23 protein-coding genes are annotated in these 23,479 nt (G+C 59.2%); 19 read left to right on the top strand and 4 right to left on the bottom strand.

The features are described from left to right. Window positions 1-10 precede the first annotated feature (10 nt). Complete coding sequence (locus GXB81_RS15120; RefSeq protein ID WP_205989648.1) at window positions 11-1,252, bottom strand: MFS transporter; 1,242 nt, start codon at window positions 1,250-1,252, stop codon at window positions 11-13. Window positions 1,253-1,581: 329 nt separating this feature from the next. Between GXB81_RS15120 and GXB81_RS15115 the strand changes: the two genes are divergently transcribed. Further along, window positions 1,582-3,030 (top strand): M81 family metallopeptidase, encoded by a 1,449-nt coding sequence (locus GXB81_RS15115; protein WP_205989657.1) that lies wholly within the window; start codon window positions 1,582-1,584, stop codon window positions 3,028-3,030. A gap of 214 nt (window positions 3,031-3,244) precedes the next feature. Here GXB81_RS15115 and GXB81_RS15110 read toward each other — a convergent pair whose 3' ends face one another. Beyond that, on the bottom strand, window positions 3,245-4,132 hold the full coding sequence (locus GXB81_RS15110) for a LysR substrate-binding domain-containing protein (RefSeq protein ID WP_205989647.1): 888 nt from the start codon (window positions 4,130-4,132) through the stop codon (window positions 3,245-3,247). A gap of 469 nt (window positions 4,133-4,601) precedes the next feature. Here GXB81_RS15110 and GXB81_RS15105 point away from each other — a divergent pair, with 469 nt between their 5' ends. From GXB81_RS15105 to GXB81_RS15090, 4 genes are all read left to right on the top strand, one after another. Beyond that, window positions 4,602-5,906, top strand: a complete 1,305-nt coding sequence (locus GXB81_RS15105; protein WP_205989646.1) for a D-amino acid dehydrogenase — start codon at window positions 4,602-4,604, stop codon at window positions 5,904-5,906. 68 nt (window positions 5,907-5,974) lie between these two features. Next, window positions 5,975-6,973 carry a threonine/serine dehydratase gene (locus tag GXB81_RS15100; RefSeq protein ID WP_205989645.1) on the top strand — a complete coding sequence of 333 codons (999 nt, stop codon included), beginning with the start codon at window positions 5,975-5,977 and terminating at the stop codon, window positions 6,971-6,973. Window positions 6,974-7,012: 39 nt separating this feature from the next. Continuing rightward, window positions 7,013-7,486 (top strand): RidA family protein, encoded by a 474-nt coding sequence (locus tag GXB81_RS15095; RefSeq protein ID WP_205989644.1) that lies wholly within the window; start codon window positions 7,013-7,015, stop codon window positions 7,484-7,486. Between the two features lie 111 nt (window positions 7,487-7,597). Then, window positions 7,598-8,530 (top strand): HTH-type transcriptional regulator ArgP, encoded by a 933-nt coding sequence (locus GXB81_RS15090; RefSeq protein WP_205989643.1) that lies wholly within the window; start codon window positions 7,598-7,600, stop codon window positions 8,528-8,530. Here GXB81_RS15090 and GXB81_RS15085 read toward each other — a convergent pair. Then, a complete protein-coding gene (locus GXB81_RS15085; RefSeq protein ID WP_205989642.1) occupies window positions 8,436-9,806 on the bottom strand; it encodes a hypothetical protein in 1,371 nt (456 codons plus the stop codon). The genes GXB81_RS15090 and GXB81_RS15085 overlap by 95 nt on opposite strands. After that, window positions 9,799-10,743: a fatty acid desaturase gene (locus tag GXB81_RS15080; protein ID WP_205989641.1), complete on the bottom strand. Its 945-nt coding sequence runs from the start codon at window positions 10,741-10,743 to the stop codon at window positions 9,799-9,801. Before GXB81_RS15080 ends, GXB81_RS15085 begins: the two co-directional genes overlap by 8 nt. Window positions 10,744-10,954: 211 nt before the next feature. Between GXB81_RS15080 and GXB81_RS15075 the strand changes: the two genes are divergently transcribed. From GXB81_RS15075 to virB11, 14 genes are all read left to right on the top strand, one after another. Further along, window positions 10,955-11,368 carry an ACT domain-containing protein gene (locus tag GXB81_RS15075; protein ID WP_205989640.1) on the top strand — a complete coding sequence of 138 codons (414 nt, stop codon included), beginning with the start codon at window positions 10,955-10,957 and terminating at the stop codon, window positions 11,366-11,368. Between the two features lie 836 nt (window positions 11,369-12,204). Then, window positions 12,205-12,444, top strand: a complete 240-nt coding sequence (locus GXB81_RS15070; RefSeq protein WP_205989639.1) for an AlpA family transcriptional regulator — start codon at window positions 12,205-12,207, stop codon at window positions 12,442-12,444. After that, window positions 12,434-12,721, top strand: a complete 288-nt coding sequence (locus GXB81_RS15065; RefSeq protein WP_205989638.1) for a hypothetical protein — start codon at window positions 12,434-12,436, stop codon at window positions 12,719-12,721. The genes GXB81_RS15070 and GXB81_RS15065 overlap by 11 nt, the downstream gene beginning before the upstream one ends. A gap of 363 nt (window positions 12,722-13,084) precedes the next feature. Next, the gene (locus GXB81_RS15060) at window positions 13,085-13,660 is read left to right on the top strand and encodes a hypothetical protein (RefSeq protein ID WP_205989637.1); all 576 of its coding nucleotides are present in this window, start codon (window positions 13,085-13,087) and stop codon (window positions 13,658-13,660) included. Next, window positions 13,660-14,337: a lytic transglycosylase domain-containing protein gene (locus GXB81_RS15055; protein WP_205989636.1), complete on the top strand. Its 678-nt coding sequence runs from the start codon at window positions 13,660-13,662 to the stop codon at window positions 14,335-14,337. The genes GXB81_RS15060 and GXB81_RS15055 overlap by 1 nt, the downstream gene beginning before the upstream one ends. A gap of 55 nt (window positions 14,338-14,392) precedes the next feature. After that, window positions 14,393-14,734: a TrbC/VirB2 family protein gene (locus tag GXB81_RS15050; RefSeq protein WP_205989656.1), complete on the top strand. Its 342-nt coding sequence runs from the start codon at window positions 14,393-14,395 to the stop codon at window positions 14,732-14,734. Between the two features lie 17 nt (window positions 14,735-14,751). After that, window positions 14,752-15,072, top strand: coding sequence for a VirB3 family type IV secretion system protein (locus GXB81_RS15045; protein ID WP_205989635.1), 321 nt, complete (start codon window positions 14,752-14,754; stop codon window positions 15,070-15,072). A gap of 1 nt (window position 15,073) precedes the next feature. Continuing rightward, window positions 15,074-17,542, top strand: coding sequence for a VirB4 family type IV secretion/conjugal transfer ATPase (locus GXB81_RS15040; RefSeq protein WP_205989634.1), 2,469 nt, complete (start codon window positions 15,074-15,076; stop codon window positions 17,540-17,542). Then, window positions 17,539-18,708, top strand: a complete 1,170-nt coding sequence (locus GXB81_RS15035; protein ID WP_205989633.1) for a type IV secretion system protein — start codon at window positions 17,539-17,541, stop codon at window positions 18,706-18,708. The genes GXB81_RS15040 and GXB81_RS15035 overlap by 4 nt, the downstream gene beginning before the upstream one ends. 13 nt (window positions 18,709-18,721) lie before the next feature. Then, a complete protein-coding gene (virB5, locus tag GXB81_RS15030; RefSeq protein ID WP_205989632.1) occupies window positions 18,722-19,417 on the top strand; it encodes a P-type DNA transfer protein VirB5 in 696 nt (231 codons plus the stop codon). Between the two features lie 210 nt (window positions 19,418-19,627). Then, a complete protein-coding gene (locus GXB81_RS15025; RefSeq protein ID WP_205989631.1) occupies window positions 19,628-20,338 on the top strand; it encodes a type IV secretion system protein in 711 nt (236 codons plus the stop codon). Then, entirely contained in the window at window positions 20,335-21,159 is an 825-nt protein-coding gene (gene virB9, locus GXB81_RS15020; protein ID WP_205989630.1) for a P-type conjugative transfer protein VirB9, read from the top strand. Before GXB81_RS15025 ends, virB9 begins: the two co-directional genes overlap by 4 nt. After that, window positions 21,152-22,357 (top strand): type IV secretion system protein VirB10, encoded by a 1,206-nt coding sequence (virB10, locus tag GXB81_RS15015; protein ID WP_205989629.1) that lies wholly within the window; start codon window positions 21,152-21,154, stop codon window positions 22,355-22,357. Before virB9 ends, virB10 begins: the two co-directional genes overlap by 8 nt. Next, the gene (gene virB11, locus GXB81_RS15010; protein WP_205989628.1) at window positions 22,354-23,472 is read left to right on the top strand and encodes a P-type DNA transfer ATPase VirB11; all 1,119 of its coding nucleotides are present in this window, start codon (window positions 22,354-22,356) and stop codon (window positions 23,470-23,472) included. Before virB10 ends, virB11 begins: the two co-directional genes overlap by 4 nt. Window positions 23,473-23,479 lie beyond the last annotated feature (7 nt).

Below are 23,479 nucleotides of genomic sequence, written 5' to 3'. Positions count from 1 at the left end.
TTCCTGCGCGTCAGTGCGCTTTCCGCACAAGCTCTTCGGAGACGGAAAATGAACTGTTGTCGTTTGGCACCTTGAACATCAGCGATGCAACGATGGAGAGCACACCTACCGCAATAAGTAGATAGAACGCGGAGAAAAAAGCGCCGCCAGAGGCAGTGATAAGTGCACCCATTGTCACTGGAAAGATGGAGTTAGCCATTTGGCCACCAAAGTTCATCAGGCCAGACGTACTGCCGATGAGATGCTCTGGAACGCGGCGCAAAGGAGTGGCAAAAACCGTTGCATAAACCAGGTTGAAGGACAGCGAAAAAAGCGTCCAGTACGTGATCAGCAACCAGACTTGCGTGGTCGTAATCATCAATACCAGAAAGACCGTGCTGAGCGCGGAGCCAACGACGAGACAGCCTTTTTCAAAGCGCCGGTCAAGCTTGTCAAGGAGAAAGCCAACGGCGTTTGCACCGATGAAGGCAAGAAGGTTCGGGACGACCAGGGCAAATCCGGCTTGCTTCAGGCTGATGTGATAGTTCGTCATCAGGTACGTAGGCATCCACGATTGAACACCGACATGAAGCGCGCTGGTGAAAAACCAGACTGCTGTAAGCTTCCACGCCAGCGGCGACCGAAGAACGGAGCGCCAGATAATACGAGGGCGATCGGCATTGGCTTCCTTTTGTGCGCCAATGCCGCTGCGCAAGCTAACCCAGAGAATGACCGCGACAGCGACGCCAACGACTGAAAGAATCTCGAAAGCACCGCGCCAGCCGAGCTTGTTCACAGAGGTCGCGATGATCGCCGAACCGGCTGCGCTGCCCAAGAACGTCGTCGAAACAAGAAAGGACTTTGCACGCGCACGCTGCTTTTTGGGAAAAACTTCCGCTACCGTTACGGAACTCGCAGGGGAAAAACTACCTTCACCGATGCCGAACATGAACCGGATAACCAGCAGAGATGCGAAGGACCATGCGAGGCTCGTGGCACCCGTAAAGATCGACCACATCACGATACAGACGACCACGACGATTCTCGAACCGTACCGGTCAGAAAGCCACCCGCCCGCAAGTTGCATGATCGCGTAGCTAAAGTAGAATGCGCTCAGAAGCATTCCCGCCTCGCGGGCCGACAATGCGAACTCATGCGAAATTGGCACGAGCGCTACGCTCATGAGAATGCGGTCAGCGTAGCCGACCACCCACGCGAGAAACAGGCCCGCTATCACTGCGGTCTTCTGTGCCCGACTAAACCGATCTCCCATCACTGTCTCCGAAACTTATTGGGTAGCAGACGACACGCCCTTCGCACATCTGCATACATACAATGTGCTCAATCCAAATTAACGCGTCTAATGAAAATATGATGTCGGGCATAGCTGGAAGTTATGCGGGTGGGTCGTTAGGCGTATTCGGATGTCGCAGGCAGCAAACCTCATACATTCTGGTGCGCTTCGGCATAACTAGAGGTTAAGGCGCCGTTCGTTTTTTCATTTGTCTCGGTTTCGTCCGGGGAGCACACTTGATCGACGCGGGCGCGATAGCGCCCATTTATTATGGATTGCCGCACTTGCAGTGCGAAAAAGGGGGAATGATGCGAGTCTTCTGCGCCGGGATTGGGACTGAAACCAACACTTTCTCACCGTTGCCGACCGGCCTCGATGAGTTCCGGGCAGGCGGCTACTATCCCGCAGGGCAGCATCCCGAACAAATGACCCGGTATGCCGCGCCTCTGATTATCGCGAGGGAGCGCGCTCGCGAGGAAGGTTGGACGTTGCTCGAGGGAATGTTCACGGGAGCTCAGCCCGGCGGCCTAACGACTCGCGTGGCATATGAGAGTTTGCGTGACGAGTTGCTTTCTGACCTGAAAAGGGTCTTGCCGGTCGACATTGTGCTGCTGGGGCTTCATGGGGCAATGGTCGCTGATGGCTATGACGACTGCGAAGGCGACCTCATCGCGCGCGTTCGCCAACTCGTTGGACCAAGCGCAGTCATTGGCGCCGAGCTCGACCCGCACGCCCATCTGAGCAGCGAAATGGTTGACAACGCCACCTTGCTCATTGCGTACAAAGAATACCCTCACACGGATATCAAAGAACGGGCAGTCGAACTCGTGGACCTTTGTGTCAAGGCGTTTGCTGGCGAGATTCAGCCCGTTGCGGCGGTAGTCGACACGAAGATGGTCGTGCCCATCCACACGTCGAGAGATCCGGGCCGCAGCTTCGTGGACAAACTAAGCGCGATGGAAGGCAAAGACGGTGTGCTTTCGCTCTCCGCTATCCAAGGATTCGCGACCGGCGACGTGCCTTCGATGGGCACGAAGGTCCTCGTGTACACGGACAGCGACAAGGCCGCTGCACAAACACTGGCAAAAAATTTGGCGGACGAGTTGATTTCGCTGCGCGACAAGCTGCGTGTCAACTATCTTTCCGTCGACGACGCGCTGGACATCGCATTGGCCGAGGGGCCTACGCCAGCCATTCTTGCCGACCGAGCGGACAATCCGGGCAGTGGGGCGGCGGGAGACTCTACCTTCATTCTCAAACGGTTGCTTGAGCGAAAAATTTCCAACGCTGCTCTTGGTCCGCTCTGGGACCCTATCGCCGTGCAGATGGCCTTCAGCGCGGGAGTCGGCGCGCGCATGTCCCTGCGGATTGGCGGGAAGATTAGCCCGATGTCCGGTGATCCGGTCGATGCCGCTTGTTTGGTGAAAGTGCTGAAGCGGGACCACGTTATGACGGGGCAGACAGGCGAACCCCTGCTTGTTGGCGATTCTGCGTTGATTGATATCGAAGGCGTCGAGTGCGTGCTTATTTCCGTCCGGACCCAAGCAATCAACGTAGATGTTTTCACGGGCCTTGGCTGTGACATTGCCAGCAAGAAGGTCGTTGTCGTGAAGTCGGCACAGCATTTCTATGCTTCGTTCTCCACTATCTCGACCCGGGTACTTTATGTCGGCGCCCCCGGCTCAGCGACTCCACGCTACGACCAGTTGACTTACCGGAAAGCCGTCCTTCCGAAGTGGCCCATCACTCTCGATTGACGCCGCCGCACAATCGGTGAGGGGGGGCGCGCTCCTTTGCCTGCGTCAGATAGCTGTGTACTGAGTTAACATGGTCTGGCTTCGTGATTCTTTTGTACACACTAGGGGCGACAGCAACGCGAAGTGAATGAGGCGATGCAAATACGACGTCGCGTTGCCTTATTCACAATGATCGGCAGCTTGCGAACGACTGCACTATCGGTGATGTCGATCGTTACGTCTTCACCATGCGTTCGGCGAGCTGCTGGACGAACACCTTCAAGGCATGCGTGCCAGCGGTGCTTGCCGGCGTCATTGTGCTTACGCCGATTGAGAAAGCGGGTTCGATGTCGCTGATTGAGCTACGGCCGCCCATCCCCCTCGCGGTGTACTCATCAATGATAGTAAAACCCACGCCACACTCGACAAGCGCCCGAGCTAGATAGTAGGTCTTCACCACGATGACGGGTGAGATGTCGCGCTTGTCGAGACTAGCTAGCGTTGCATTTATTCTAGCTCCAAGAGGGTCTGTCGCATCTAGACCAATCCAATTCGAAAAATCCAGATCTTCGAGATGGACGCATTTGGTACGGTCGTTGGCGCTGCCATCGTCCAATCCGACGCACACGGCGGTTGCTCTACCTAGTTCCTCGATTGCGATGCCAGCTTTTGGGGGTGGTTCGAAGGCTATGCCAACGTCAATCTCCTGAGCCAGCAGTAAGGCTGACAGGGTTTCACTGTTCTCGGTGCGGATGTTTATCGAAACATCTGGGCAAAGCCGCGTAAAAGCGGCTACCGCCTGAGGAATAAGGCTCAGACCGAGGCTGTGGATGCAGCCGATTCTCAGAACCCCTCCCGGATGTGAAGAAAGGTTTCTGGCGAGAGTCTTAACGCGCTCGAGGCTCAGATATAAGGTCTTCGTCTCCTGGAACAGCAGCAGTGCTTCAGGTGTGGGCTTCAGACCCCCTGGCAGGCGTTTGAAGAGCGCAACGCCGAGGCTATGCTCGGCTTGCGCGAGCATTTTGCTTGCTGCTGGCTGGGAGATGCTCAGGAGATCGGCGGCACCTGAAAGGGAGCCGGCTTGCATTACTGCGTGAAAAACTTCGATGTGACGCAGACGCATATGTCAATGCTACCAGTGAAGAAGGTCGGCTCTTGGGTTGACGTCTCCCTCAACCGCTGGTGCCTGACCGACGACGGGTCGGTTTAACCGTAAAAGACGTAAATAAGTTTACCCTATAGATTGGCTATCAGTCTGCTGCAGTGACGGCGAGAGTGCCCATGTCAGCACTCACATCCGAAGTTAATGTGTTTTTTTGCGTAGCATAACTACTGGTTATACGGGGCCACCGGACGGTGCTCTGGGTTCGCGGTAGCCTGTAGAGACTTACCCCTATCTAGCTACATTATGGGATGGGGCGAAACGCCAAAGGAGCGACTTTTAGGCGACGCTTAACTCACGGTTATGCCGAGCGTTGATTTGTCAATTGCGACGCGCAGCTCGTCATCCCATACTGCTCTTGCGCCGGAATTGTTGGGCGCCCGACGTGTCCCGGCGGGTAGTCCGGGACAAACTTTCGAGCAAGAGACAAATGCACGTATGCGTCCTCGGTGGTGGTGTGGTCGGCGTTACCACTGCCTATTTCCTCGCCCGGGAAGGTTTCAAGGTCACCGTGGTGGAGCAGCGCTCTGAGACCGGTGTAGGGGCTAGCTTCGCCAATGGAGGTCAGTTAAGTTACAGCTACGTCGCTCCGTTGGCCGGACCCTCCGTTCTGAGTCATTTACCTGCTTGGCTTCTAAGTCGAAGTGCGCCGTTGCGATTTCACCCCAGTCTCGATTTCGCTCAGTGGGCCTGGTGTGCCGAATTCCTTCGAAACTGTACGCGAGCTCGCAGTCGCCAGACCACTATCGAGTTGCTGCAGCTAGGCGCGTACAGCCGGGAGACGATGCACCAATTGATGACGGATGTGCAAATCGATTTCGCCTTTCGCAAGAGTGGCAAGTTGGTCGTATATCGGGATGCGGACGAATTCGACGGTGCGCGCAGGCTGATGGAGTTCCAGGCCAGCTTTGGTACTGAGCAAACCGCGCTTGACGCCACAGCGTGCGTGAGCGCAGAACCAGCACTCGCTTCGATTGGAGACAAGCTTGTTGGTGGCATCTACACGCCGTCCGAGGAGACTGGTGACTGTTTTCTCTTTACCCGAGAACTGGGTCGAACGGCGGCGGAGGAGTTGGGCGTACGTTTCTTGTACGAAACTTCTCTTCGCGGCTTGCGTCAGGAAAACGGCAAAATCGTTGCAGCGCTCACGTCCAACGGTGACATCGTCGCGGACGAATATGTCGTGGCGCTGGGCAACGGCAGCCGCGAACTTTTGAGGCCGCTGGGTATCCGGCTGCCGATGCTTCCACTAAAGGGCTACAGCCTGACAGTTCCGGTCGGTGAAGGTAATGTTGCTCCTGACATTAGTGTAACTGACCTGCATCACAAGATTGTCTATGCGCGACTTGGTCAACAACTCCGGATTGCTGGGATGGTCGACATGACCCCGGAAGGGTCTCGTGAGGACGCTACACGCATCCAACTTCTGAAGTCGCAAGCGGAAAGCACAATGCCCGAGGCCGGCGATTACAGTGCTGCCCAGATTTGGACCGGGGCGCGACCGACGACCCCTGATAGCAAGCCTTTCTTGGGGCCGACGCATCTTTCCAATCTGTGGCTCAACACCGGGCAAGGGTCACTTGGATTCACGCTTGCGGCGGCGTCTTCGAAACTTGTCGTGGATACACTGTGCCGCCGCGCCCCCGCACTTGACCTAGCTCCTTACCAACTGCATGGACGTAACGTCATGCGTGATCATCCAACGACCTTCAGCGCTGTAAGATCTGGCGAATAGGTTGTTGTTGCAATCGCTTGGCTAAATCAATTGATGTTCCCGTAGTCACCACTCCACTCAGAAATACTATGACCGATTCTGCTGCTCGCGACCTTTCCGTTGCAGACATTCAAGCTGCTCACGCTCGAATTCAGCAGTATGTCGTTCGTACGCCATTGCTAGAGAGTGAAGCGTTGAACTGTTTGGCAGGTGCTCGGGTACTTGTCAAAGCGGAAAATCTTCAGAAAACGGGTTCATTCAAATATCGCGGAGCATGCAACCGCGTGCTTCAGATGACCGATGAGCAGCGGCCACTCGGTATCGTTGCCTTTTCCTCGGGCAATCACGCACTGGCAATTTCGGCCGTATGCGCTCGGTTGGGCATGAAAGCTACCATCGTCATGCCGTCGGACGCACCGCGTGCCAAAATCGACGGTGTGCGAAATTACGGCGCAACAGTGCGGCTGTTCGATCGCAGAGCCGACGACCGCGAAGCTATTGCGCGTGATATTGCAGAACGCACAGGTGCCGTTACGGTTCCGCCTTATGACGACCCTCGCATCATGGCCGGGCAAGGGACCATTGGACTGGAAATCGTTCAGCAGCTGCAGGAAATTGGTGCAACGGCGGAAATTGTCCTCGCAGCGGCAGGCGGTGGAGGCCTGATTGCAGGCGTCGCAACAGCGATTCACGCACAATGCGCGCAAGCAAGAATCTACGCTGTCGAACCGGCAGGGTTCGACGACACCGCGCGTTCGTTGGCAGAAGGCAAGCAAGTTTCAAATGCCCCCGGGGCACAGTCGATTTGCGATTCCTTGCAAACTATATCGCCGGGTGAACTGACGTTCCCAATCAACAAGCGGCTTCTCTCTGGAAGTTTGGTCGTTGACGACAATGAGGTGCGTCGTGCGATGCGCGTAGCCTTTGACACGCTGAAGCTTGTTGTTGAACCCGGCGGTGTAACTCCCCTCGCGGCGGTGCTCAGTGGCAAGGCAGATGTATCCGGAAAGACCGTTGTACTGGTGGCGAGCGGAGGAAACGTGGACGCAGATGTGTTTCGAATCGCGTTGGCTCAAGCAGTGAGCTGAGGTTCGCTAATTGAAAGAACCCGACAGGAGGCATCTCAAATGAATGGCAAGAAATCAACGGAAGCACGTTTGGCAGAATTGGGCTTGTCGCTACCGCCTGCAAGTGTTCCTCGAGGCAGTTATTTACCTGCAGTGCGTTCGGGGAACGTTATCCAGGTTGCCGGTCAAGGACCGCGCTGGGATAGCGAACTTCGATACGCCGGGAAAGTTGGAACCGATCTGAGCATCGAGGACGGTCAGCGAGCTGCGCAGTTGTGTGCATTGAATATCCTGAGTCATCTTTCCCGGATGCTCGACGGCGATCTGAGCCGCATTGTGCGGATTATTCGTATGGCCGGAATTATTCAGTGCGAGTCAACGTTTACCGAGCATGCGAAGGTAATGAACGGCGCCTCGGACCTGATGTATTCGGTACTAGGGGAGCCAGGTTTGCACGCGCGGATTGCAACAGGCTCAAACTCTTTGCCCTCTGGTATGGCTGTCGAAATTGAGGCAACCGTTGAAGTTTATTGATATTCAGTCTGGACGACTGACGAGAGCACTACCGTAAATGAAAGTGCGTAAAAGTTGAGGGGAGATTTCGTCAGGAATCCGTGGCTCGGCATTGACGAGTGAAAGAGCAGCATGATTATCGATCGTCAGCAACTTGAAGCATTTGCAGCCGTAGTAGAGATGCGACACTTCGGAGAGGCCGCTGCGGCTTTAAACGTTACGCGGGGTGCCGTGTCGCAGCGTCTTAAAGCGCTGGAGGAGGCGCTTGGGTCACCTCTATTGGTACGCGATGGCAATATCCCAACGCCTGCGGGCGAGGTGCTACTTCGACATATCCGAAAGCTCAAGGTGCTCGAAGCCGATACCTTACAGCGCATCAAGCCATTGGCTGCACCGTGGCCTCGAATAGCCATCGCTGTCAATGCTGATTCGTTGGCAACGTGGTTCGAACCCGTCGCTTGGGAAATCGCCAAAGCAAAAGTTGCGCTGGAGCTTATGGTTGATGACCAGGATTACACGCTTCCGCTATTAGCGCGTGGCGAAGCGATGGGATGTGTTTCGACATCAAATGATCCTCCCACGGGATTTCTCGCCGAGTCTATCGGCGTAATGGAATATGAATGTGTTGCAAATGCAGATTTTGCTCGAGAATTTTTCCCGCAAGGTCTGGGCTTGCACAGCGTACTGGCAGCACCCGCGGTGTTGTTTAACCGGAAGGACGGGTTGCATGCGCTGTTTCTTGAGCGATTGCTGGACTTCAAGGTAAAGGGCTACGCGGCATACTACTTTCCATCTCCCACAGCTCTACTGAATGCGATCGAGAACGGGGTAGGGTACGGACTCGTTCCGTGCTTGCAGGCGCAATCGTTGATCGATGCTGGGACGCTGGTACGCCTGGCGCCCCATCACAAGGTTGCTGTCGAGCTTTTTTGGCACCATTGGGAGACTGCCCCTGAGAATGCGGAGGCCATTAGCGATCTTGTGATCCGTCACGCGCGCCGTACGCTAATTCAGCTCCTCGATCCTCTTCCGCCGGAAACTGACGATGTTGCCTCAGGTGAGTGACTGGCTTGGAATCAAGGGGTTGTGATGAACCGGGATGAGCGGGCTCTGAGCGCTGTAGCCCGTGCCGTAGCACTTCCAGCAATGCGCAGGGCCATGCAAGTACAAGTGTCAGCGACTCATGCAGGGTAACAGTGTTTGTCCATCGGACTAGGTAACACGTCATTGCGATACCGAATCCGGTGAGCATCGACCGCTTTGCGGCGTGGTACGTGATGTGACAGTTTAGGAGCGTTAGCCCGAGCAGCGGACCGACTGCGGCGAGGTAGATGATGTTCAGCATGACCATCATGTCGATAATGCTTTGCCCGCTGGTAGCAACCAATGTCGCGGCGAGAACAGGCAGTAATCGCTCGACGGCGGCTCGACGACACGCACCGGGCCATAAGGTGGAGGTCGCGTCGGACATAGCGAGGAGAATCGAGCATGCTGCGCCGAGGGCCGCTATCAGGAGCACAAATGCGACGGCCAGCAGCGTGATACCGCTGGTATGTCCGAGCGTGTGGGCGAGTTCTATTGGCACCGCTTGAGCCGGGTCTGGCAGCACGTTCAATTGCCACAATCCGCGATTGGCAATGACCGTTGACGCGGGAAGAAACCCTATAACAAAGACGACAGCAGCGGCAAGCAGGCAGCCACTGCGCGCGTCCGACGGCGTGCGAGCCCTGAGCAGAAATTGTTGATAGTCCGCACCACAGATGACTAGTGCGACGACGGAAAGAAGTGTCAAGCTGACATGGCCGATTGGCCTGAGGTGAACTGACTGCGCGAAATTCTCTGGAGCATGGAGCCATACGGTCAGATGATGTTCCCTGATTAGAGCGTAGACCAGTATTGCGTTGCATCCTCCCAGGCAGATCGCAAATAAGGACGAAAGGGAGGAGAGTCGAACGAACGATAATCCGAACACAAGACAGTCGACCGCGACGATCGATGTTGTACGTGAAACGCCGGATAATTCCAGCAAGGCCGATGCACCACGAATCTGGGCGCCCAATACGCCCGTCATCCAGATCAAGGAAAGGGCGGCAACTTGTCGGCCGATTGCTGGGCCGTATGTCGTATCGAAATATCCCCAGATGGATTGCCCGGTTTTCCAGAGGCGGGGTGCTGCAATGGCCAGAGTCAGAAGTCCGATTGCCGTGGCGACAGCGTATAGACAAGCAGCCATACCTTGCCGAAGTGCGAGTTCCCCCGTCCCCAACAGGAAGCCGATTCCGCAACTGGTTGATGCGAGCAAACTCGCGATCTGCCAGGTGGATAGTTTCCGATCATCCATGATGCGCTCCCCAACCAAATACGCTTGATTGAGGCCCGACCAGATACGCTTTGCATATCTTGGCCTGATCGGTGAATTCGTTGAGCCTCATCAACTGCTTATGCAGGCTGGGTAACTGGTGGTAAGGGACCGTCGGAAAAAGATGATGAGTCAGGTGGTAACCATTGTGATGTGGGTGGAGCAGCGTTGACAGTGGGCCGTGATCGGGAATCTCCCGCGTAAAGCCGAAGATGCTTCCGGGTTCGAGCCCGTAATGATCGGTCATCTCCCGGAAGGTGGTGATCGCGTGAAAGATGGTGATGCGGGAGCCGAACCAGAGGATGAGGAACACAATCGAGAACTGCGGATTGATTGCTGCCAGCGTTAGTGATGTGATCATCCACCATGCCAGAATCCCGAGTCGTTGCCGCCCTGTCAGCTTTCCGTTCGAGAAATGGCCGACAAGCGAACCACGAAAGATGGAGAATCTCATGAGGCAGCGAACGTAGACGTCATGCCACTGATCTCCGTCGCGCGTGAGCGACGGCAACAGATCCGGATCTCGTTGAGGATCACCCAACCATGCATGATGGCGCGCATGTAGGGCTCGGTAAACCGGCAGGCTGTTCAGCAGTGGCGGTGCGAGGAGTAGATGGGCAAGATAGTCGTTGGTGTGGCGGTGTGTGCTCAGGTTGCCATGACTGGCCTCGTGGAGCAGGTTGCCTATGGCACGCTGTCGGTTTCCTATTACGACGAGCGCAATGGGCGAGGTCATCCAACCGATGCGATGCGTGGCCCAGACCGAGGCAAAGACCATTAACCAATCAAATGCGATGTCGCGAATGAAGCGCCAAGTTTGTGGTTTCGGTCCTCGCCAGATGGGATTGCAAGCCAACATGGCCTGCTTGATTGCAATTCGATCGGCATGGATCGACGAAAGGGTGTCGCCGTGGTTCATTGCAGCCTCCATCAGGCTGAGTGAACTCCCCGTGGTTCAGGTTGCTGGATGTGCTTGCTTATCCGGATACGCGTCTACAGCATAGTGAACGAACTGGGTCGCGAGTGAGGTGGTTAGGAAGGCTATTGGCCGTTGATTTTTTTTGCTACTGCTCGATCCGGCTGTATGTGGTGTAAGGTGTTGTAATGCGTCACTGCCAACGGAGGATATATTGAGCGAGAAAGACCTTGCCGGGTTGTGCGCGACGATCGAGCCGGAGATGATGGGGCCGGTTTACGTCTACTGTTCGTTTGCTGACTTCATGTTGCCGGACGGGCTGCCGGCGCTGTGCACGTTTCGTGAGGTCGAAGGGTTGACTGCGGTGATTGACCTGCGGGACGCTGAGCGCTGCGCGCTACCGTATACATTCAAAGCGCGCCTCATCACCCTCAAGGTACATTCGAGTCTTGATGCAGTCGGCTTCCTGGCCGTCGTATCAGCGCACCTGACCAAAGCTCGCATTCCATGTAATGCGATTGCCGGCTACTACCACGACCACATTCTTGTTCCTGTCGATCGTGCAGACGAGGCGCTTGCCGTTCTTGTCGAAATACGCCACTCAAGCGTTTCCCTGCTCCTCGAATAGCGTCTCGTATTCGTTTTGACGCAGTAAGTTTTATTGACGGTCGGGTAGTTAACGTACAGGAGTGGATATCTAACTTGTCTCGAATGACTCTCCCTTCTAGATTGTCGTTGTAGAAACATACATAAGATCAATCGAGAAGCGGGGAATCGTTACTCTCTCGACGGGATGTTCAGAGGGGAAGAGAGGTCATATGTGCCAGTCCGATGACGGTCATCCAGATGCGGCCGATAGCGAGGTCGCATGCGGGTCAGCCGACTTCTGGCAGACTCGTTTCAAAGATGCTGAAGTAGCTGCATCTCGTTTGTCGGCCCGTTTGCGAGGACGCGATCAGCGTATCTTGTTGCTCGAACGGGCTTTAGCTCGCACGGTAGCCCTCCATCATGTACTCGAAGATAGTCTGGAGCAGCGTTTGGACCAGTGTTCCGGTCAGCCTGAACCTGCGAAGACGGGGCACATACCGCCAGACCGACCTGACAGGAGCGTAATTGTTCGATTACCGCACATGACTCGCGCGCTTACCCAACTCTTTGATGTCATGTGGGAGTATTGGGCGCAGTGGGACCCTGAGCGCCCTCCCAAGTCCTCTACCGTTGCACGTGCAATTGATGCGAAGCTGGGGCTCAAGGCACAGGCAACCGGTGAAGCATCACGCAGCGCGCAGACGTTTGCGGCTGCTCTGCGCCCCGACGCCGTCAACGAGACAGATCGACGTCACCACTGAATTCCGACCCCGACGGACCGTTCCGACGACATGACGGAATTGTCCGTCCGTGCTTCCTGTTGCTTGAATAGGATCTGTGCCGGACAGATCCGGGCAAAGCCAGGAGGGGGAAATCATGTCGGACTCAATACGCGTGACAGGCGCGATCCTGCGTCGCAAACAGGTTGAGCAGGTCGTCGGCCTGTCTCGCTCCACCATCTATCAGCGCATCAAGGATGGGACGTTTCCGAGGCCGGTATCGCTGGGCGGGAGAATGGTCGGTTGGCGGGCTGCGGATATTGAGCAGTTCCTGATCGATCCGGCCGGATATCACGTGGCGTCCAGTTCATCCGACGGGGAGCACGATGATGATTGATGCATCCCGTGCGTCCCTGGAATCGCGCCTCGACAACTGGGCCAATGCGCCACGTGGCACCTACGATCCGATCGATGCCGCGAAGATCGAGGCGGCATGGCGATGCCTCGACCCTCGCCGCAAGGAACTGCTCCGCATGGTGTTTCTGTGGCATGCGGATCGTGAAGTGGTTTGCCGTCGACTCAGAATTCCGCGCTATCCGCGCAGTCGTTACGAGCTGGAACTCGCCTCGGCCAGGCAGGCGCTTGTTCGTCTGCTGGAGATGGAGCGGACGTAAAAAAATTTCCGGAATTCTCTGGATTGTCCAGGAAGCTAACGGACGATGGAGCGGAAATATCCACAATTTTGACGCTTGCATCACCACGAGATCGCGCCTAGAGTGCAGTCAACAATCTGTTCCGGTCGATGCGCAAACGCACGACCGAGTACGCGTTAGCGGCCCCGATGTACCGACGTATGTGCGTTGGCGCGGTGGTTGATGCGGCAAGCCTGCGAATCTTGTGGTCGCAGGTTTTTTGCTTTCTGGAACGGATCCCCTTGAACCCGCGGCGTGCCTCCCCGGCCCCGCGGGTTTCTTTTTCCGCGCACATCCGTTCTGGTACCTCGGTGTCTGATGGATCGGATCGACGGAAGGTGGATCATGAAGATGGCTCGTATCGTTCTCTGGTGCCGAGAGCCGCGCGTGATGCGCAGTATTGCGAGGCGCTGGTTGATTGCACTGGCATTGCTCGCTGGCACCTCGGTTTTCGCACCGGGTGTTGCCTATGCGGACGACTGGGGCTGCCAGGTCATCCTCTGCCTGTCCAACCCTGGTGGTCCCGAGCAGTATGGTGAGTGCGTGCCGCTAATCGAGAAACTGTGGCGTGCGCTGCGTCACGGCGAGCCGTTTCCAACCTGTGATTTCGACACCGGCGCCGCGCGGGGTACGTCCGCGTCCAACACGTTCGCGAGCGCTGGCTACTGTCGCGAGGACCTGCTGGTCTGGGGTGCTCCGGAGCAGGGCGAACTGTTGTGCCGGGCATCCGGTGCAATCAACGTCGAGATCGACAGCCAACTCTATGCGCGGGTCTGGTGGGACGTCGGCGGACAGGGGCCAACGATCACTGAATTCTATGGCACCGGCAGTACACAGGTTCCATATGACCCGACGCAGTCCGCGGCGCTTTTCCTGCAGCGTACGGAACAGCAGTGGGATCGCTCCGACGGGGGGAACTGATGATGCCCCTCGACTTCATGGCGCTTGCGCAGCAATGCGCGCCGCAGATCGCCCAGGACACGATGGCCGCGATCGTGCGGACCGAGTCCGGATTCAATCCCTATGCGATTGGCGTCGTGCATGGCCGACTGCTGCGACAACCATCGAGTGCTGTCGAAGCGATCGCAACGATGCGCGCGCTGGAGGCGGGTGGCTGGAATTTCAGCGTCGGGCTCGCACAGGTTAATCGCGCGAACTGGCCCGCCTATGGCCTGACCACGGAGAACGCATTCGAGCCGTGCCGCAACCTGGCGGCGGGCGCCGCGATTCTCCAGGGCTGCTTCGTGACGGCTCGGAACAGACAGTTCCATGCGCAGTCCGATTCTCAGACCGATGTGCAGACTGCGCTGCGCGCGGGCCTGTCCTGCTATGCAAGCGGCGACTTCTCGACTGGCTACCGGACAGGCTACGTACAGCGCGTCGTGGACAACGCGGTGAGTCAGTCGTCACCGGTGCCGACTGTGCCGGCGATCACACCTATCCCGGTCGTGCGGATTGATTCTGCGACGCCGGCTCGTTCACCTCGCTCCGTATCTGTCATTCGGCCGCCATTACGACGCGACCGTCGTGGGATGACTGCTCCATCACCAGTCACGGATCAGCAACGCGAACAGGACAGCAGTGCCGTGGTGTTTTAACCCACCGTTTTGACCGGGACAGGACAGGTTGAAATTTGTCGGAAGGGAGTCGGTCATGTATTTAGGATATCGAAATAAATATCAGGTCTTCCGTGTATGGATAGCACGACAGTTGTCTGACTGGAGAGCAGCGCGGGTAACGGCTACCGGTGCATCGGCTCTGATGTTCACGGCTCCGGCGTGGGCGCAACTGTCCCAGGTCAATACGCTGCTGAACATGATCCAGACGACGCTGCTCGGCGTCGGCGGCGTGATTTGCTCGATATCCATTATCTGGACCGGCTTCCGCATGATGTTCCAGCACGCGCGGTTCGGCGACGTCGCGAACGTGTTCATCGGCGGGCTCTTCGTCGGCTGCGCGACCGTCATCGCCGGCATGCTGATTCCGACGAGCTGATCCGGGAGCGCCGAACCATGCACTCGCTCAAAGATCCCGTTTTCAAAGGCTGCACCCGTCCCGCGATGCTCTGGGGCGTGCCGCTCGTGCCGTTCCTGATGGTCGGCGGCAGCATGCTGATCCCGGCCATCTGGGCTCTGCTCGCGAGCCCACCGCTGGGTGTCGCGATCCTGTTCCTGATGATCCCCGTGTTTGTCGTGATGCGCGTGATCACGCGTCACGACGACCAGCGGCTCGCGCAGGTCGCGCTGCGCGTTCGCATGGCGCTGCGCCAGGGCAATCGCCGCTTCTGGGGCGTGCATGCCTACGTGCCGGTCCGCCTGAAGAGGAGGGCGTGACATGCCGGCCGAACCACAACTCGTGTCCGTCGCGAATCGGGAAGTGCCGCTCGCCGGCTATATCCCGTACTCGACACATGTGAGCGACCACATCATCAAGACGCGTGAAGGCGACTACCTGCAAATCTGGAAGATCGCGGGCATCGCGTTCGAGGCAGCCGATCCGGCCGATATCCTCGCGCGGCACGACGGGTTCAACCAGTTCGTCCGTGGGCTTGCAGGAGGCCACGTGGCGCTGTGGTCGCATCGTCTGCGTCGGCGTGTATCGGATCACTTCTCCACGCAGCACCGCAACCGCTTCTGCGAAGAACTGGCCACGCGCTACTACGCGAGCTTTGCCGGCTACCGGATGATGGCCAATGAGTTGTATCTGACGGTGGTCTACCGGCCGAACCGCACCCGGCTCGGTCGCGTCTTCAGTCGCGCCGCGCGCCGCACGCGTGACGACATCCGGCGCGACCAGCTCGACGCGCTGAAAGTCATGGCGGAACTGGCTGCCCAGGTCGAATCGAGCCTCAGGCCGTACGATCCGGTCGCGCTCGGCGTCTATACGCGACAAAGTCCCTTTACGCCGCGCCCGCGCCGCTATTCGTCGGCGCTGGAACTGCTCGGCTATCTGGTGAACGGCGTCTGGGAGCGCGAACCCGTACCGTCCGGCCCGATCCGCGAGGCGCTGCCGACCTCGCGTCTCTTCGTCGGTGCCGAGAAAATCGAGATCCGTATGCCGGCGGCGACCCGCTTCGCGGCGATGCTCGACCTGAAGGATTACCCGGAAGACACCGAGCCGGGCATGCTCAATGGTCTGCTGTACGGCGACTTCGAGTACATCGAGACGCAGAGCTTCACGATTCTCGACAAACCCACGGCGAAGGAGGCGCTGGAGCGGCAACGCAACCAGCTTATCGCAGGTGAGGACGTCGCCGTGTCCCAGGTTGAGGAGATCGACCGGGCACTCGATGACCTGATTAATGGCGATTTCGTCCTCGGTGAATATCACTATTCGCTGGCCGTGCTCGGCGACACACTGGACGAGGTATCCCGAAGCGTTGCAAAGGCGCGCACGCAACTGGCCGATGCCGGCTTCCAGACGGCGCTGATCGATCTTGTGGCCGATTCAGCCTGGTTTGCCCAGCTACCGGCCAACTGGCGTTACCGGCCGCGCGAGGCGAAGCTCACGTCGCGCAACTTCTGCGGCCTGTCGAGCCTGCACAACTTTGCAAGCGGCAAGCGCGACGGCAATCCATGGGGCGAGGCGATCACGATCGTCAAGACGCCCAGCGGCCAGCCGCTCTATCTGAACTTCCACGCGACACCCGACAAGCAGGACTCGCTCGACGAGAAGGCGCTCGCCAATGCCCAGATCATCGGCCGGGCTGGCGCAGGCAAGACAGTGCTCGAACTGTTTCTGCTGGCGATGGCAACGAAGTATGGCATCACGGCAGTGCTGTTCGACAAGGACCGCGGCACGGAGATCGCGATCCGCGCGATGGGCGGAACCTATACCGTGTTCCGTCGCGGCGAGCCGACGGGATTGAACCCGTTCCAGATGACGCCGGGTGAGCCTGTGATCGACTTCTGGGAGCGCCTTGTGCGCAAGCTTGTCGATATCGGCGAGTTGCTGTCCGCGAAGGACGAACTCGACATCTCGCGAGCCGTGCGCGAGGTCGCGCGTATGGACAAGTCTCTGCGTCGCCTGTCAATGGTGCGGCAGCTCCTGCCGAACGTGGGCGAGAACAGTCTGCATGCACGGCTCGCAAAATGGTGTGCGGGCGGACGCCTGGGCTGGGTGCTCGATAACCCGACCGATCACATCGATCTGGCGCGCGCCAACCTGTTTGGCTTCGACGACACCGAACTGCTCGACGACGCGGAGGTGTCGACACCCGTCACGATGTACCTGCTGCATCGAACGGAAAACCTGATCGACGGTCGGCGCTTCATCTACGTGATGACCGAATTCTGGAAGCGCCTGGACGATCCTGTTTTCACGGACTTCGCGAAGAACAAACAGAAGACGATCCGCAAGCAGAACGGGCTCGGAATTTTCGATACCCAGTCACCGGCCGATGTGCTGCGCAGTGAGATCGCAAGTGCGCTGATTGAGCAGAGCGCGACATTCTTCTTCCTGCCGAATCCGCGTGCCGACTACGACGATTACGTGCACGGCTTCAAGCTGACCGAGGCCGAATTCAATATCGTGCGCAACCTCGGCGAGAACAGCCGCCTGTTCCTCGTCAAGCAGGGACATCGCTCGGCCATCGGTCGGCTCGATCTTGCTGGACTCGGCGATGTGCTCGACGTGCTGTCCGGCACGACCGATAACGTGGAACTGCTCGACACGATCCGCGCCCAGGTCGGCGACGCGCCACAGGAATGGTTGCCCGTCTTTCATGAGCAGCTTGCGAGGCGTCGCGCAGCCCAGATCAGTGCGCATCCGTCTCCATTGCCCGGGCCGGGAGGTGCGCGATGAGTGGCCTCTTTACCGCCGTGGGCGGCACGCTCGAGAACGGCATGTCGACCTACGTCACGAACGTGTCGTCGGCGCTGTCCGGTGCGCTCGTGCCTGTCGTGACCACAGCCGTTACGATCTGGGTGCTGGCCTATGGTCTCGCGGTGGTGCGCGGCGAAGCCCACGAGGCGGTACCGGCCTTTGCTTGGCGAGGACTGAAAGTCACGATCACGCTGGCGTTCGCGCTGAGCACCGGGATCTACCAGCAACAGGTCGTGACCGCCGTCGACGGTACGACATCGGGGCTTGCCCAGACAATCCAGAACGCAGCGAACACCACGGGTGGTGGCAATCCGGGATGTGGTTCCGCCAATGGTAGCAGCGTGACGGGGCCAGGCACTGCGACCAGCATCTACCAGATGCTCGACTGCTACGACCAGCAGATCGATCTCGTGATGGATGCCTACTTCGACAAGGCGACGCACGAGGGAATCAGTCCGAGCGGCCTGGCCGCCGCCATCGGTGATTTCCTGTGCGGACTGATTGCCGCGCTCGGTGGCTCGATCTTCCTGATCGTCCTGGCCTTTGAGGTCGTGATGGCGCGCATGCTGCTCGATCTTGTGCTTGGGCTCGGCCCGATTTTCATTGCCTGCGCGGCGTTCGCGCCGACCGCGCGGTTTTTCGAGGCGTGGACCGCGAAGGTCGTCAATTACGCGTTGCTGCAGATCCTCGTTGCAGCCTTCCTCGGCATGGCGCTCACGGCGTTCTCGGCCGATCTCACTTCGCTCCATGCCACGGGCAGTTCACCCGGCGCTGATGCGTCGACCCTGGTGCAAGCCATTTCCTCCTCCCTTGAGGATGCCGCCGCGGCGGCCGCTGCGATCGGCCTGTTTGCGACCGGCGTGTTTCTCGCGATGGTCGGCTGGCAGTTGCCGTCTGTGGCGGCGGGCCTGTCGGGTGGCGCAACCCTGTCGGGCTTCGGGGCATTTGTGGCGGGCCTGGCGTCGCGACGTCTCGCGATCGCAATCGGAAGGGCTTTCAGCGGCAATGGCCGGGGGCCACATCCTGGCGGAGAGATTCGCGACCGCACGGGCTCAGGAGGTGGTTCAGGCGGCGCGTCGCCGCGTGGCTCGATGCCCGCCTACCAGCGTGTGGCACGCGCGAATCTGGGCCAGCAGGGCAGTTGAGGAGGTGGTGATCATGAACGGACGAAGCAGATGGATGGGTGTCGCATTCGTGTGGGCCGCATGGTGCGGCGGTGCTCAGGCGCAGGGTATCCCGGTCTATGACGCGCAGAACGTCCTGCAGGCCATTGCCAGCGTGGGGCAGCTCAAGCAGGAAGTGCAGCAGGAGATGCAGATCTACCAGTCGACGGTCGGCACGCGTGGCTTCGGCTCGCTGTTGGGCAATCCGGTCGTCGCCAGTTCGTTGCCGTCGAACTGGCAGAGCGTCTATACGGCGATCCAGAACGGCGGCTATGCGGGCCTGACCGGCAGCGCGCAGACGTTGCGCTCGGCCAGCGAGATCTACAACTGCGAGGACCAGACCGGGATCGACCAGCAGGTGTGCCAGCGTGCGCTCAACAAGCCCTATCAGGATAAAGCGTTTGGGCTGCAGGCCTACCAGACCGAACTGCAGGAGTTGAACCAGATCCAGAGCCTCGCGCAGCAGATCGATGTAACCCAGGACCCGAAGGGTGTCGCGGAATTGCAGGCGCGTATCCAGACCGAAACCACGACGGTCGGCAACGAGATGACGAAGCTGCAACTCTTCCGGATGTTGTCCGACTCCGAGGACAAGCTTGTGACCGAGCAGCAGAGCGAACTGGTGCTGAGCCGGGCAGGCAGGACCAACCGGCTGCAGGACCAGATGGTCCCGGCGTCGTTCGGAAACTGAGGGGATCGTCATGTCCATGCTGATTTCCCTGACGTTGGCCGCGTGTATCGCGTGGAGCCTGGCTGGCTGCAGCAGCGGGCCGCCGAAGCCCGTGTTGCCGGACGGTTTGCATCGTGTGCCGGTCAACCGCGTGCCGCCTGTACCTGATGTGCCAGCGGTGGTACCGGCTGTTCCAGATCAGCCCGCTTCTCCGGACGCTGGAGACCGGTCATGAGTGCGTCGCACGATTACGGCCGCGTACTCGACATCGAGGCGTCGTTGACCCACCTGCAGGAGCGCTCCGAGAGGCGCGCGTGGCACGTCGCGTACGCGGCGATTGGCGTTGCCGTACTCAGTACCGCTGCGCTCGCGGTGATGGTGCCGTTCTATCGCGTGGTGCCCTTGCCCATCGAGGTCGATCGTCTGACGGGCGAATCCCAGGTGATCGACGTGCTCGACGCCCGTCACGTGCATACGAAGGAGATCCAGGACAAGCACTGGGTCGAGACCTACGTGCGCGCCCGCGAGCGTTACGACTGGGGGCTGTTGCAGATGGACTACGACAGTGTGCTCGCGATGAGCGATGACGTGGTTGCCCGCGATTATCGCGGCATCTACAGCGGTCCCGATGCGCTGGACCGGCAGTTGAAATCCGGAATCGAGCGGCGCATCCGGATTCTCTCGATCACGTTGCCGCCTGACGAACCCGGTCATGCGGTTGTGCATATCGAGCGCACGTCGTTCAGGAACGGCGAGGCCAATGCCGAACCCACGCAACGTTTCGTGATCACGCTGGCCTACACCTACCGGCCGCCCGTATTTACGCGTGAGAGCGTGGCGATTGCCAATCCGTTCGGCTTCAAGGTCATGGCCTACAGTCGCGACCCCGAATATACGCCGCCGGCTGCTGCTTCGGCCTCGAATGCCGGAGGCACGCCATGAGAACACCTGCTTTAGCCGTGGTGCTTGCTGCTGTGCTGTTCTCGGGCACGGCCTACGCGCTCGACCTGCCTCGATGGAACGACGACTCGCGCGTTCGTCAGGTGATCTATTGCGCGGACGAGGTGGTGCGTATCGAGGCGCAGCGCGGCTTTGCCGCGCACATTGCGCTCGATCCGCATGAGCACATCGAGGTCGTCGCACCCGGTGATCGCGATGGCTGGCAGGTCGTCGCGAACAGGGGCGATCACGACGTGTACCTGAAGCCGCAGCTTGCTGCGCACGACTCGAATCTCGAAATCCGCACCGACCGACGCAGCTACAGCTTCGATCTGGTGGTGCTCCCGCTCAGGTCGAAGTTCGGCAACGACCGTGTGATGTATCGCGTGACGTTCGTTTATCCAGACGAACTGGCGAAGCAGGCGCATGAGGACTCGAACGCCGGGTTGGTCGCGAAGCGTCTGGCGCAGCCGCCAGCCGTGCGTAACGCCCGGTATTCGATGCAGGTCATGCGGAATTCCGACGACATCGCGCCGACCGCTGCATGGGACGACGGGCGCTTTACGTATCTGCGCATTCCGAACAACCGGCGTATGCCCGCGATTTTCCGGGTAGCGGATGACGGAACGGAGAGTGTGGTCGACAAACATATCGAGGGCGACACGATCGTCGTGCACGAAGTCGCGAAGCGTTTCGTGCTGCGGCTCGCGGGCGAGGTCGTTGGAATCTGGAATGACGCTTATGACATGGACGGTGTGCCGCCCCATGACGGCACGACGGTCAATGGAGTGAGGCGTGTTCTGCGGAGTCACGACGATGAATGACGATACTCCGCGCAACGTGATCGAGCCTGACGATCCTTCTGGCTCGCGGTCTGGACCTCAACGTAACGATGGTGATCCGGGGCCGGTTGCGGATCGTGGCATGCCGGCGCTCGGGCAATACCGGGGTGCCCGCCCACGTGCCTGGTGGTTGACGCCGATCGCTATCGTGCTGGTTGTCGGTGCCGGTGCAGTCTGGACCGTGCACGGTTTCCTCGCGCGCCACGATGCCGAAGCAAAGGCAAGGCGCGACACGTTAGCCGATACGTCGTCCCAGGGGCGCGTATTCAAGGATTTGCCTGCATCGTCGGTTGGTCGCGCGGCCTCAACACCGTTGCCTGCGAGTGCCGCCACAGTTCGTCCCTTGTCAGCCTCGGATACGGCTGCTGCATCCGCTCACACCGCGCGTGCCCTGACATCTCGCAGCTATTACGATGCACCGCTGCTGGCGACGGGCAGCGGACAGGAGTCCGTGGGTGGGATGGCGAGCGCGGCTTCATCGGTTGCAGTGGGCCGTGGTGCAGGGTCTTCAGCGCATGGAGTCGGGCAGGCGGGCGGCGCGTTTGTCCAGGCGCTCACGCCAACCGTCACACCGCGCGTGCAGGCCGGAACACTGGGCGACCGGAGCCTCGTGCTGGCGCAGGGCGCCAAGATCGACTGTGCGGGCGATACGGCCTTCGATTCAACCGAAGCGGGCATCTCGACGTGCACGGTGACGAAGAACGTGTATTCCGACGACGGCCATGTTCTGCTGATCGAACGCGGCTCGGAGATCAGCAGCCAGTACCGCTCGAATCTGTCACCAGGCCAGAAGCGTGTATTCGTGCTGTCGGCCCGGGTCAGGACCCCTCACGGCGTCACGGTCGAGATCGATTCTCCCGTAGCCGATGCACTCGGCCGCATGGGTATCGATGGCTACGTGGACAACCACTGGAGCCAGCGCATCGGCGCGGCGATGCTGCTCGGCATCACCCAGGACGCGATCGGCTATCTGTCGACGCGCGGTGGCAATACCAGCGGGTCGGTGGTGTATGAGAACACGCAGCAGCAGGGCAACGACATGGCCACGCGTGTGCTCGACAGCACGATCAATATTCCGCCGACGCTGACGCAGAACCAGGGCGCGGAGTTCACGATCGTCGTCGCGCGCGATCTGGATTTCGGATCGGTCTATGCCCTGCAGCCGGAGGGCGCGCGATGATGCCTCACGCCCAACAGCCGGATGCGTCCCGTGACCCGGTGCTGGCCCGGGTACCGGATGATGCGTCGGTCCGCGAACTGATGCGACCGCTCGCACCATTGCTCGACGATCCCGACGTGACGGAACTGGTGATCAACCATCCGCAGCGTGTGCTGACGGAGAACCAGTTCGGCTGGCATGGTCACGATTGCCAGGATCTCGATTTCGACCGGCTTATGTCGTTCGCCGTGGCAGTCGCTACGCTGACGAACCAGGAAATCTCGGCCCAGCATCCGGTTCTGTCGGCATTGCTGCCGGGGGATGCGCGCATCCAGATCGTGGTGCCGCCTGTCGTACCGCCGCGAACAGTCTCGGTCACGATTCGCCGTCCGTCCGCGCGCGAGAAGTCCCTTGATGCGTACCGTGACGAAGGGCTGTTCGACGACACGGTATGGCACCGACCGGATGGACTCGATTCAGTGTTTCCCACGTTGCGAGCAGATGATCGCAAGCTCGTCCGGTGTCTGGAAGAGCGTGACTGGGGCACCTTCTTCGAGACTGCCGTTATGGGCAGGCTCAATATCGCAGTCGTCGGCAATACCGGTTCCGGCAAGACCAGTTTCATGAAGACCCTGTGCCGCTCGATACCGGCGACCGAGCGGATCGTGACGATCGAGGATGTTCGCGAACTGTTCATCCGGCACATCGAAAATTGCGTGCACCTGCTGTACAGCAAGGGCGGCCACGGTCAGGCACGCGTGATGCCTGCTGATCTGATCGCGAGCTCGATGCGTATGCGTCCGGATCGCGTATTGCTCGCCGAGCTGCGTGGCGCGGAAGCCTATGACTTCCTCAAGCTCCTGACGACCGGGCACGCGGGTTCGATCACGAGCTACCACGCGCCGAATGCGGCGGTTGCAATCGAACGCTTTGCGTTGATGGCGAAGGAGCACCCGGAGGCTGCGGCCTGGGACGATGCCGCGCTCAAACGTCTGCTGTTCCTGACCATCGATGTCGTCGCGCACATGGAAGCGCGGCCGGTATTCAATGCCGCGGGCGAGCAGACTGGCAGGCGTTGGGGCATGACCGAAATCTGGTTCGATCCGGTGCGCAAGGCGCGCACCGCGTTCGTATAGGGGCGGC

The organism is Paraburkholderia sp. Ac-20336 (assembly GCF_017105025.1).
GTDB lineage: Bacteria > Pseudomonadota > Gammaproteobacteria > Burkholderiales > Burkholderiaceae > Paraburkholderia.
This window is presented reverse-complemented; position numbering and strand designations above follow the sequence as displayed.

Bases quoted from the DNA above. Each gene is read 5' to 3' on its own strand.
- virB10 (WP_205989629.1), top strand. From the start codon at position 21,152: ATGAATGACGATACTCCGCGCAACGTGATCGAGCCTGACGATCCTTCT.
- GXB81_RS15080 (WP_205989641.1), bottom strand. From the start codon at position 10,743: ATGAACCACGGCGACACCCTTTCGTCGATCCATGCCGATCGAATTGCA.
- GXB81_RS15055 (WP_205989636.1), top strand. From the start codon at position 13,660: ATGATGCCCCTCGACTTCATGGCGCTTGCGCAGCAATGCGCGCCGCAG.
- GXB81_RS15065 (WP_205989638.1), top strand. From the start codon at position 12,434: ATGATGATTGATGCATCCCGTGCGTCCCTGGAATCGCGCCTCGACAAC.
- GXB81_RS15105 (WP_205989646.1), top strand. From the start codon at position 4,602: ATGCACGTATGCGTCCTCGGTGGTGGTGTGGTCGGCGTTACCACTGCC.
- virB9 (WP_205989630.1), top strand. From the start codon at position 20,335: ATGAGAACACCTGCTTTAGCCGTGGTGCTTGCTGCTGTGCTGTTCTCG.
- GXB81_RS15040 (WP_205989634.1), top strand. From the start codon at position 15,074: ATGCCGGCCGAACCACAACTCGTGTCCGTCGCGAATCGGGAAGTGCCG.
- GXB81_RS15070 (WP_205989639.1), top strand. From the start codon at position 12,205: ATGTCGGACTCAATACGCGTGACAGGCGCGATCCTGCGTCGCAAACAG.
- GXB81_RS15085 (WP_205989642.1), bottom strand. From the start codon at position 9,806: ATGGATGATCGGAAACTATCCACCTGGCAGATCGCGAGTTTGCTCGCA.
- GXB81_RS15115 (WP_205989657.1), top strand. From the start codon at position 1,582: ATGCGAGTCTTCTGCGCCGGGATTGGGACTGAAACCAACACTTTCTCA.
- GXB81_RS15100 (WP_205989645.1), top strand. From the start codon at position 5,975: ATGACCGATTCTGCTGCTCGCGACCTTTCCGTTGCAGACATTCAAGCT.
- GXB81_RS15095 (WP_205989644.1), top strand. From the start codon at position 7,013: ATGAATGGCAAGAAATCAACGGAAGCACGTTTGGCAGAATTGGGCTTG.
- virB5 (WP_205989632.1), top strand. From the start codon at position 18,722: ATGAACGGACGAAGCAGATGGATGGGTGTCGCATTCGTGTGGGCCGCA.
- GXB81_RS15025 (WP_205989631.1), top strand. From the start codon at position 19,628: ATGAGTGCGTCGCACGATTACGGCCGCGTACTCGACATCGAGGCGTCG.
- virB11 (WP_205989628.1), top strand. From the start codon at position 22,354: ATGATGCCTCACGCCCAACAGCCGGATGCGTCCCGTGACCCGGTGCTG.
- GXB81_RS15060 (WP_205989637.1), top strand. From the start codon at position 13,085: ATGAAGATGGCTCGTATCGTTCTCTGGTGCCGAGAGCCGCGCGTGATG.
- GXB81_RS15045 (WP_205989635.1), top strand. From the start codon at position 14,752: ATGCACTCGCTCAAAGATCCCGTTTTCAAAGGCTGCACCCGTCCCGCG.
- GXB81_RS15035 (WP_205989633.1), top strand. From the start codon at position 17,539: ATGAGTGGCCTCTTTACCGCCGTGGGCGGCACGCTCGAGAACGGCATG.
- GXB81_RS15090 (WP_205989643.1), top strand. From the start codon at position 7,598: ATGATTATCGATCGTCAGCAACTTGAAGCATTTGCAGCCGTAGTAGAG.
- GXB81_RS15050 (WP_205989656.1), top strand. From the start codon at position 14,393: ATGTATTTAGGATATCGAAATAAATATCAGGTCTTCCGTGTATGGATA.
- GXB81_RS15110 (WP_205989647.1), bottom strand. From the start codon at position 4,132: ATGCGTCTGCGTCACATCGAAGTTTTTCACGCAGTAATGCAAGCCGGC.
- GXB81_RS15120 (WP_205989648.1), bottom strand. From the start codon at position 1,252: ATGGGAGATCGGTTTAGTCGGGCACAGAAGACCGCAGTGATAGCGGGC.